General features: G+C 73.2%; 8 protein-coding genes. 4 read left to right on the top strand and 4 right to left on the bottom strand.

The window, feature by feature from the left end:
• The 3 genes from L6E12_RS27505 to L6E12_RS27495 form a co-directional block, all read right to left on the bottom strand.
• The coding region (locus tag L6E12_RS27505) for a hypothetical protein (protein WP_236230821.1) at positions 1-724 on the bottom strand (724 nt) is incomplete at its 3' end.
• Entirely contained in the window at positions 721-2052 is a 1332-nt protein-coding gene (locus tag L6E12_RS27500; RefSeq protein ID WP_236230820.1) for a hypothetical protein, read from the bottom strand. The genes L6E12_RS27500 and L6E12_RS27505, both read right to left, overlap by 4 nt.
• Positions 2049-2462, bottom strand: coding sequence for a WXG100 family type VII secretion target (locus L6E12_RS27495; protein WP_236230819.1), 414 nt, complete (start codon positions 2460-2462; stop codon positions 2049-2051). The genes L6E12_RS27500 and L6E12_RS27495 overlap by 4 nt, the downstream gene beginning before the upstream one ends.
• A gap of 139 nt (positions 2463-2601) precedes the next feature.
• On the opposite strand from L6E12_RS27495, the gene L6E12_RS27490 reads away from it, so the two are divergent.
• The 3 genes from L6E12_RS27490 to L6E12_RS27480 are packed head-to-tail and all read left to right on the top strand — an operon-like array spanning position 2602 to position 5255.
• Positions 2602-3471: an ABC transporter ATP-binding protein gene (locus L6E12_RS27490; RefSeq protein WP_374201956.1), complete on the top strand. Its 870-nt coding sequence runs from the start codon at positions 2602-2604 to the stop codon at positions 3469-3471.
• A gap of 58 nt (positions 3472-3529) precedes the next feature.
• On the top strand, positions 3530-4309 hold the full coding sequence (locus L6E12_RS27485) for an enoyl-CoA hydratase/isomerase family protein (protein WP_236230817.1): 780 nt from the start codon (positions 3530-3532) through the stop codon (positions 4307-4309).
• Positions 4299-5255 carry a class I SAM-dependent methyltransferase gene (locus tag L6E12_RS27480; protein ID WP_236230816.1) on the top strand — a complete coding sequence of 319 codons (957 nt, stop codon included), beginning with the start codon at positions 4299-4301 and terminating at the stop codon, positions 5253-5255. Before L6E12_RS27485 ends, L6E12_RS27480 begins: the two co-directional genes overlap by 11 nt.
• A 51-nt stretch (positions 5256-5306) precedes the next feature.
• Here L6E12_RS27480 and L6E12_RS27475 read toward each other — a convergent pair whose 3' ends face one another.
• Positions 5307-6248, bottom strand: a complete 942-nt coding sequence (locus tag L6E12_RS27475; protein ID WP_236230815.1) for a nucleoside hydrolase — start codon at positions 6246-6248, stop codon at positions 5307-5309.
• A gap of 44 nt (positions 6249-6292) precedes the next feature.
• On the opposite strand from L6E12_RS27475, the gene L6E12_RS27470 reads away from it, so the two are divergent.
• Entirely contained in the window at positions 6293-7045 is a 753-nt protein-coding gene (locus L6E12_RS27470; protein WP_236230814.1) for an acyltransferase, read from the top strand.
• Positions 7046-7063: the final 18 nt, after the last annotated feature.

Below are 7063 nucleotides of genomic sequence, written 5' to 3'. Positions count from 1 at the left end.
CGCGCGGGCGCCGGGGCACCGCGGGGCGGGCCCGCTCGGCTGGGGCCTGCCGGGCGGCGACCCCGGCCGGGTCCGGCCGGGTGGCGGCGGTGGGTTCGGGGATGGCGGGGGCCGGGGGTCTGCCGGTCGCGGCGAGCGCGGGGGTGAAGCCGACCGGGCCGAAACCGGTGTCCCACTCGGCCGGTCCCGGGCTCGTGGCGGCCACGATCTGCCCGAAGAGCAGCTGGTGGGCCGCCCAGCCGGTCAGCGACGGGCAGGCGAGGGTGAGCAGCAGCATCCGGCCCGTCCCCGGCTCCGGGATGAACGCCTGCAGTTGCAGGGTCAGCGGGCGGCGGTCGCGGACCTGCTCGGGGCCGGGCACCCGCTGGGCGATCACCGCCGGGCCCAGGCCGGTCTCCACCACGACCGTCTCCCGCACGTCCGGGCCCGCCAGGTCCTCCACCGAGTCGCGCAGCGCCTCCGCCGAGTCCCGGTCCCAGGACGGCGGGGCGTCCAGCGGGACGCCGGTGAGCAGCGCGGGGGCGGCGTCCTCGGGTTCCACCACGGCCAGCAGGACCGCGCCCTCGCGCAGCGCCGCGTCGACCGCCTCGCCCGCGAGCGCCTCCAGGTCGGCCGCCGCCGCGGGCCGGATGCCCGCGACGGCCTGGGCGAACTCGCGCACCGCCGCGTCCCGGCTGCCGAGGGGGATGCGCCGGACCACGTCCGGGGGCGTCGAGATGATCACTTGTCGCCGCTCAGGACGCCGCTGATCTTGTCGGTGGCCGCCTGGTCGACCGCGTCGCCGGTCGGGTTCATGGCCACCCGCAGCAGGGCCAGCCGGTCCTTCTGCTCCTCCGACATCTCGACCCCCGCCTTCTCGGCCAGCTTCTGGGTGTGGTCGACGGCGCTGACCATGCCCTCGCGCTGCCGCTCGCTCTTGCCCAGCTCCAGCCAGACCTCGCGCCGCTGCGCGATGGGGACCTTCGACAGCCGCTCGGTGAGTTCCGGGTCCTTCTTGGCCGCCGCGCGCCCGGCGTCGATGACGTCCCGGCGCACCTTGCGCGTCAGGCCCTTGTCCCGGACCGCCCTGGCGTCGTTGACCAGCCCGGGGACGCCGCCGTCGGTCAGCGCCCCCCGCATGTCCTTGGCGATCTGGCGGGCCGCCACCTTCTCCCCGCGCTTGAACGCGGCCTTGCCCGCCGAGCGCACCCCCGCGGCCACCGTGCCGCCGCCGGGGATCACGCTGGTGCCCAGGCCGAGCAGGGTGCTGGTCCACCCGGGGGCGTTCCTGGACCCGGAAAGCTGCTGCCCCAGGCCCGCCACGGACCCGACCGCGCCCGAGGCGGTCGAGATCCCCTCGGCGACCGCGGCGGCCGGGAGGCCGACGCCGGTGGCCGCCAGGCCCGCCGCGGCCGCCCCCGTGGCCAGCGAGACCGCGTCGGCCGCGACCGCGGTGCCGTCGAAGGCCTGCACGTACCAGGAGTCGTTCTCGGGCTTGAAGGCGTCGTCGGGGCCGCCCCGGATGCCCGCGGCGGCGCTGTTGGCCTCGCGCAGGTGCTTGGCCTGCAACCGCTCGGCGTCGTCGATGACCTTCCGCAGCTCGTCGTCGAGTCGACCGCACGCCTCGTTCGCCTTGAGGAAGGCGTCGTACCGCTCCCGGTACCGGGGGTGGCCGCTGTCGTGCGGGACGGCCGCCGCGGCGGACTCCAGCTCGGCCTCGGCCGCCCTGAGGTCCTTCTTGACCTTCTTGGCCTTGGCCTCCAGCTCGTCGGCCTTGGCCTGGTTGGCCGTCAGCTGCCCCGACCAGGTGCTCAGCGCCTTGGTGGCCGCGCCCAGCGACTCGCCGCCCTTGCCCAGGGCCTGCGGCAGGTCGTCGCCGTGGTCGCTGAACTCCTCGGCGGCGCTGCCGCCCCAGTCCGCCGAGTCGGTGATCTTCGCGGCGTCCTGCAACCGGGGCAGGGTGGTGGCGATGGCCTGCTGGGCCGAGGCCATGGACAGCAGCACCGCCTGCACGGAGCTGCTCTCGCCCGGTGTCGGGTCGAAGCCCAGCGCGGGGAAACCCGGCCTGCTCATCGGTGCCTCCTGCCGCCGCCGGTCGAACCGTCCTGCCCCTGCCGGGAGTGCTGGTTGGCCACCTGCACGTCGGGGGCGTTGCGCACCAGGCCTTGGACCAGATGCTCGGCGACGGTCTCGTCGGCCAGGGCCAGCATCCGGTCGCGGCCCCCCTGCTCGACGGACTCGTAGTTGGCCACCGCGCCCCGGACGTTGTCGGCGATCGTGCCGATCTTGTCGCGCATCGCGCCCAGGTTCTGCTGCCACTGGTCGATGACCTCGGTGACGGCGGCGGTGATCTCGCCCGGCCCCAGGTCGCCGCCCGCGGCGTTCAGCGTCGAGATCACCTCGCCCACCGAGTCGGCCACCGCGTTCAGCTCGCCGACCCTGATCGCGAGGCTGGTGGTGTTCACCGTATATCCGGACGCCATCACCCGCTCCTGTCTGTGCGTTGACCACGAGTAGACGCGGATTGTCCCCACCGGGGACAGCCCGGTTGCGCACCCGGTCAAAACGGCCGCACGGGTCGGCAAGCCCCACGCGGGGAGGCCGGGGGACCGCAGAGGCAGAATGGCCGGTGTGACGGACCAGATCCAGCCCGGCAGCGGCCCCGAGACGCCCGACGACCTCGACGACCTGGTGCTGCACCTGTCAGACGTGGGTGTCCGCCGCGGCGGCAACGACCTGCTCAGGGGCATCGACTGGCGGGTCGAGCTGGACGAGCGCTGGGTGGTCCTCGGCGGCAACGGCGCGGGCAAGACGACCCTGCTGCGGCTGGCCGGGGCGGAGCTGCACCCGACCGCGGGGGTGGTGCACGTCCTCGGCGAGCGGATGGGCCGGGTGAACGTGTTCGAGCTGCGCACCAGGGTCGGCTTCGCCACCGCCGCGATCGGCGGCCGGATCCCGCCGGACGAGACCGTGCTCGACGTGGTGGTCAGCGCCGGGTACGCGGTGCTCGGGCGCTGGCGCGAGGAGTACGACCAGCTCGACACCGGCCGGGCGGGTGAGCTGCTCAAGTCGATGGGCATCGCGCACCTGGCCGAGCGGACCTTCGGCACCCTCTCGGAGGGCGAGCGCAAGCGCACGCTGATCGCCCGCGCGCTGATGACCGACCCGGAGCTGCTGCTGCTCGACGAGCCCGCCGCCGGGCTCGACCTCGGCGGCCGGGAGGACCTGGTCGGGCGGCTGAGCGAGCTGGCCATGGACCCGGACGCGCCCGCGACCGTGCTGGTGACCCACCACGTGGAGGAGATCCCTCCCGGGTTCACCCACCTGCTGCTCCTCGCGCGCGGCGAGGTGGTGGCGCAGGGGCTGATCGACGACGTGCTCACCAGCGAGAACCTGTCGGCGGCCTTCGGGCAGCCGCTGGAGCTCGAACGGTCGGGGGACCGCTACTTCGCCCGGCGCAGCACTGGCCATACAGTGCGTACTGACGAGTAACCTTCGACGGTCGGGTCAGCGACGACCGTGGTACACGAACCGGTAGGAGGGCATGGCCGTGGGTGAGTTCGTCCGGCTCGAGGTGGAGGACGGTGTCGGCACCATCCGCCTCGACCGGCCACCGATGAACGCGATCAACCGGCAGCTCCAGTCTGAGCTGCGCGAAGCGGCGCGGGAGGCCAAGGCGCGCGCCGACGTCAAGGCGGTGATCGTCTACGGCGGCCAGAAGGTGTTCGCGGCGGGCGCCGACGTCAAGGAGTTCGCCGAGATGGGCTACGGCGACATCGTCGACTACGCCCCCGAGTTGCAGGCATCGCTGGCCGAGGTGGCGGCGCTGCCCAAGCCGACGGTCGCGGCGATCACCGGCTTCGCCCTCGGCGGCGGCTTCGAGCTGGCGCTGTGCTGCGACCGGCGGATCGCGGGTGACAACGCCAAGGTCGGCCAGCCGGAGATCCTGCTCGGCATCATCCCCGGCGCGGGCGGCACCCAGCGCCTGGCGCGGCTGATCGGCCCGAGCAAGACCAAGGATCTCGTCTACACCGGCCGGTTCGTCAAGGCCGAGGAGGCGCTGGCCCTGGGCATGGTCGACGAGGTCGTCGCCCCGGACGACGTCTACGAGGCGGCCAGGCGGTGGGCCGGGCAGTTCACCGGCGGCGCCTCCCGGGCGCTCGCGGCGGCCAAGGCGGCGATCGACGGCGGGCTGGACAACGACCTGGCCAGCGGTCTGAAGCTGGAGACGACCCTGTTCGCCGCGCTGTTCGCCACCGAGGACCGCGACACCGGGATGCGCTCGTTCATCGAGAACGGTCCGGGGAAGGCGCAGTTCGATGGCCGCTGACCCGACCCCCAACCCGCACGCCACCGCCGAGGAGGTGCAGGCCGCGTTCGCCGACCCCAAGCTGGCGAACGTGCTGTACCACGACTGGGAGGCGGGCACCTACGACGAGAAGTGGTCGATCTCCTACGACCAGCGCTGCATCGACTACGCCACCGACCGGTTCAAGGCGGTCGCGGGCGAGGACGGCTGGCCGTACGAGACGGTCATGGAACTGGGCAGCGGCACCGGCTTCTTCCTGCTGAACCTGATGCAGGGCGGGGTCGGGAAGAAGGGCTTCGCCACCGACCTGTCGCCCGGCATGGTCGAGGTGGCGCTGCGCAACGCCGAGGGCCTGGGCCTCGACGTCGAGGGCCGGGTGGCCGACGCCGAGCGCATCCCCTACGACGACAACAGCTTCGACCTGGTCGTCGGGCACGCGGTGCTGCACCACATCCCGGACCTGCCCGCCGCGTTCGCCGAGATCCGCCGGGTGCTCAAGCCCGGCGGGCGGTTCGTCTTCGCGGGCGAGCCGACGAAGATCGGCGACACCTACGCGCGCAAGCTCGGCCAGGCCACCTGGTGGCTGACCACGAACATCACGAAGTTCGGGCCGCTGCGCTCGTGGCGGCGACCGCAGGGCGAGCTGGACGAGTCGTCGCGGGCCGCGGCGCTGGAGGCCGTGGTCGACATCCACACCTTCGACCCGGCCGAGCTGGAGCGCACCGCGCGCGACGCGGGCATGGTCGAGGTCGAGGCGGTCACCGAGGAGTTCACCGCGGCGCTGTTCGGCTGGCCGGTGCGCACCTTCGAGGCTGCGGTGCCCCGGGAGAAGCTGGGCTTCGGCTGGGCGCTGTTCGCGATGAAGTCCTGGCAGCGGCTGTCCTGGCTGGACGAGAAGGTCATGCGCCGGTTCGTGCCGAGGCAGTTCTTCTACAACGTCATGATCGGCGGCCGCAAGCCGCTGTGACGGTCGGCGGCCGCGGCGGGGTGCTCGACCGCCGCGGCCGCCCTCCCCGGTTCAGGTCAGCCGGTCGAACAGGAACGCGCGCAGGGCCTCCACATCGGTCTCCACCGCCACCTCGACCGTGCGGAACCCCGGGTCGGCCAAGGGCGCGATGAGCCGCCGGTCGGCCAGCAGCCCACCCCGCCGCGGGCCGAACGCGGTGTCGACGTGCACCGGGATCGGGGTGGTGCGCAGGATTCCCGGCCGGATCGCCTCCGCCACGGCCACCGCGTCGTGGATGACGGTGCCGTCATAGCCGAGGATCTGCCGGTAGTGCGCCCGGTAGACCTCCGTCAGCGGCTCCAGCGCCGCGCCCAGCGGCCCGGACGCCGCGAGCCGGTTGAGCCAGTCACCGTCGACAGCGCACTGGTAGGTCAGGTCGGTGGGGACCAGCACGGTCGGCACGTCCTCGGTCACCAGGACGCGGTGGGCGGCCTCGGGGTCGCACCAGAGGTTGAACTCGGCCGCGGCGGTGACGTTGCCGCCGGTGAGACCACCGCCCATGATGACCACCCGGTCGATGTTGGACTTCACCCCGGGGTGGGCGGCGAGCAACGCGGCGATGTTGGTCAGCGGCCCGATCGGCACCAGCGTCACCGGCTCGGGGGACTCGGTGATCAGTCGGGCCATCAACGCCACGGCGTCCTCCGGCTCCACTCCGCGTGACCGCTCCGGCAGCAGCGCGGACCGGCCGGACAACCCGTCGTCGCCGTGCACCGCCGTCGCCTCCAGCGGGGTGGCGTGCACCAGCGGCCGGGCGGCGCCGACGCCGACCGGGACGTCCTCCCGACCGAGCAAAGCCAGTACCCGCAGCGCGTTGCGCGTCGTGTGCTCCAGGCCGACGTTGCCGAAGACCGTGGTCACGGCGAGCAGGTCCACCTCCGGTGAGCGGGCGGCCAGCGCCAAGGCGAAGGCGTCGTCCACGCCGGGGTCGGTGTCGATGATCAGTCGGGACATGCCCCCAGCCTGCCACCCGGTGGCGCTGGGTTACCGTCACCGGCATGACGTCGATGTGGGGTTCCCCGGTCGCCACCCGGCTCCGCTTCTGGTCCCGCGGCCACCGCGACCCGGCGCAGGCCCGGTTCCTCACGGCGGCCTCGCTGCGCTGGGTGCTGCGCAACCGCGCCTACACCCCGTGGTACCTGGTCCGGTACTGGCGGCTGCTGAAGTTCCGCCTGGTCAACCCGCACGTGGTGCTGCGCGGCATGGTCTTCCTCGGCAAGGACGTGGAGCTGCACGCCCGCCCCGGCCTCGGCAGGCTGGAGATCGGCCGCTGGGTGCACATCGGCGACGGCAACGCCATCCGCTGCCACGAGGGTTCGCTGCGCATCGGCGACAAGGCGGTCTTCGGCAGGCAGAACGTGGTCAACTGCTACCTCGACGTCGAAATCGGCGCCGCCACCCTGGTCGCCGACTGGGTGTACATCTGCGACTTCGACCACGTGACGGCGGACGTGCACCAGCCGATCAAGGACCAGGGCCTGGTCAAGTCCCCGGTCCGCATCGGCCCGGACACCTGGATCTGCACCAAGGTCACCGTCACCAAGGGCACCCGGATCGGTCGCGGCTGCGTCCTCGGGGCGCACGCGGTGGTCCGCGGCGACATCCCCGACTTCGCCGTGGCGGCGGGCATCCCGGCGAGGGTCGTCCGCAACCGCGTCTCCGCCTACGAGGCCGACGCCGAGCGCCGCGCCGCCGTCGCGGACATGGCCCGCAAGGCGGCCAAGGCGTTGCAGAAGACGCTGGAGAGCTAGGGCCGGTAAGCCGGTCGA

Source organism: Actinokineospora sp. PR83, from assembly GCF_021056305.1.
GTDB lineage: Bacteria > Actinomycetota > Actinomycetes > Mycobacteriales > Pseudonocardiaceae > Actinokineospora > Actinokineospora spheciospongiae.
Note: the sequence above shows the minus strand (reverse complement) of the source record. Positions and strands in the feature narration are given on the sequence as shown.

Coding starts and splice junctions, on each gene's coding strand:
- L6E12_RS27500 (WP_236230820.1), bottom strand. CDS start 2,052: ATGAGCAGGCCGGGTTTCCCCGCGCTGGGCTTCGACCCGACACCGGGC.
- L6E12_RS27495 (WP_236230819.1), bottom strand. CDS start 2,462: ATGGCGTCCGGATATACGGTGAACACCACCAGCCTCGCGATCAGGGTC.
- L6E12_RS27490 (WP_374201956.1), top strand. CDS start 2,602: ATGGCCGGTGTGACGGACCAGATCCAGCCCGGCAGCGGCCCCGAGACG.
- L6E12_RS27480 (WP_236230816.1), top strand. CDS start 4,299: ATGGCCGCTGACCCGACCCCCAACCCGCACGCCACCGCCGAGGAGGTG.
- L6E12_RS27475 (WP_236230815.1), bottom strand. CDS start 6,248: ATGTCCCGACTGATCATCGACACCGACCCCGGCGTGGACGACGCCTTC.
- L6E12_RS27470 (WP_236230814.1), top strand. CDS start 6,293: ATGACGTCGATGTGGGGTTCCCCGGTCGCCACCCGGCTCCGCTTCTGG.